Below are 2,122 nucleotides of genomic sequence, written 5' to 3' on the forward strand. Positions count from 1 at the left end.
AGTGCGAGTTCGACGAACGCGGTGCCGGGCAGCAGGACCGAGCCGAACACGGCGTGGTCGGCGAGCCACGGGTGCGAGTCCAGCGACAACCGGCTGGTGAAGAGGGAGACGTCCTCACCCGCGACGCCGACCGAGCCGGCCAGAAGCGGGTGCCCGGCAGCCTCAAGACCGGCCGAGGACAGACTCGTACGGCTGCTGCCGCCCAATGCCGACGCCAGCCAGAAACGCTCGTGCTCGAACGCGTACGTCGGAAGATCCACCCGACGTGCCCCCGTACCGGCGAACACGGCCGACCAGTCCACGGACTCACCCGAGACATGAGCCTCCGCGAGGGCGACCAGCTCGGCATCCTGCGTGTCCCGGTCGGGGAGCACGAACACCCGGCCTGCCGAGGGCTCCGCCCCCGCGACCGTCTCCAGTGCGGTCAGGAAGTCCGCGCGCTCGGCCGCCATGATCACGACCCGGTGTTCGAACCGGGAACGCGTCAGTGAAAGGGAATGGCCGATGTCGAGGAGTGACGGAACGGAGCCCGCCCGCAACTGCGCCAGCAGCCGCTCCGCCTGACCCGCCAACGCCTGTTCCGACTTGGCGGACAGCACCCACGGGATGGCCGGCAGCACGACCTCCGGCTCCTCGGCCGACGCAGGCTCCTGCTCCTGCGGCTGTTCCAGGATGATGTGGGCGTTGGTGCCGCTGATCCCGAACGAGGAGACGGCGGCCCGGCGCGGGCGTTCGCCGGTCTCGGGCCATGCGCGGCTCTCGGTGAGGAGCTCCACCGCACCCGCCGACCAGTCGACGTGGGTGGAGGGCTCGTCCACGTGCAGGGTCTGGGGCAGCACCCCATGACGCATGGCCATGACCATCTTGATGATGCCTGCGACACCGGCGGCGGCCTGGGTGTGGCCGAGGTTGGACTTGACGGAGCCGAGCCAGAGCGGCCGGTCCTCCGTGCGTTCCTGGCCGTAGGTGGCGATGAGGGCCTGGGCCTCGATCGGGTCGCCCAGGGAGGTGCCGGTGCCGTGGGCCTCGACGACGTCGACCTGGTCGGCGGAGACCTTGGCGTTGGCCAGGGCCTGGCGGATGACGCGCTGCTGCGACGGGCCGTTCGGGGCGGTCAGGCCGTTGGACGCGCCGTCCTGGTTGACGGCGGATCCGGCGACGACCGCGAGGACCTGGTGGCCCTTGCGCCGGGCCTCGGAGAGCCGCTCGACCAGCAGAACCCCGACACCCTCGCCCCAGCCCGTACCGTCCGCATCGTCCGAGAACGACTTGCACCGGCCGTCGGAGGCGAGGCCCCGCTGGCGGCTGAACTCGGCGAACGTCGTCGGCGTCGACATGACGGTGACACCGCCCGCGAGCGCCATCTCGCACTCGCCCGAGCGCAGCGCCTGGATCGCCCAGTGCAGCGCGACCAGCGACGAGGAGCAGGCGGTGTCGATGGTGACTGCCGGGCCCTCCAGGCCCAGCGCGTACGCGACACGCCCCGAGAGCACGCTTCCGGACGTGCCCAGCCCCAGGAAGGCGTCGACCCCGGCGGGAATCGACTCCGCCCCTGAGCCGTAGTCGTGATACATCAGCCCCGCGAAGACGCCGGTCCGGCTGCCCCGGAGCGTGTCCGGGTCGATCCCGGCCCGCTCCAGCGCCTCCCAGGAGGCTTCGAGCAGCAACCGCTGCTGGGGGTCCATCGCGAGGGCCTCGCGCGGCGAGATCCCGAAGAATCCGGCGTCGAACATCCCCGCGTCGTGCAGGAAACCGCCTTCAAGCGTGAGCGAACGGCCCTCCGCGTCGTCGGCCACGGCGTCCGCGTACAGCCGCGAGAGGTCCCAGCCGCGGTCGGTCGGGAACGGTGCGATGCCGTCGCCACCCGCGGCGACCAGGCGCCACAGGTCCTCGGGGCCGGTCACGCCGCCGGGGTAGCGGCAGCTCATGCCGACGATCGCGATCGGATCGTCGGCCCCGGCAGCCGTGGCCACGATGGTGCCCGCGCCCTGCGACCCGACCTCACCGACCAGCTCCGTGGTCAGGAACTCGGCGAGGACGGTGGCGGAGGGGTAGTCGAAGACGAGGGTGGCGGGCAGGCGGAGGCCGGTGACCTTGCCGAGGCGGTTGCGGAGTTCGACGG

The 2,122-nt window shown here is 71.9% G+C and carries 1 protein-coding gene; it reads right to left on the reverse strand.

The features are described from left to right. On the reverse strand, positions 1-2,122 hold a 2,122-nt coding region (locus ACFYY7_RS45610; RefSeq protein WP_388672362.1), incomplete at both ends, for a beta-ketoacyl synthase N-terminal-like domain-containing protein.

Origin of the sequence: Streptomyces sp. NPDC001933, assembly GCF_042890955.1 — a bacterium.
In the GTDB taxonomy this organism is placed as follows: domain Bacteria; phylum Actinomycetota; class Actinomycetes; order Streptomycetales; family Streptomycetaceae; genus Streptomyces.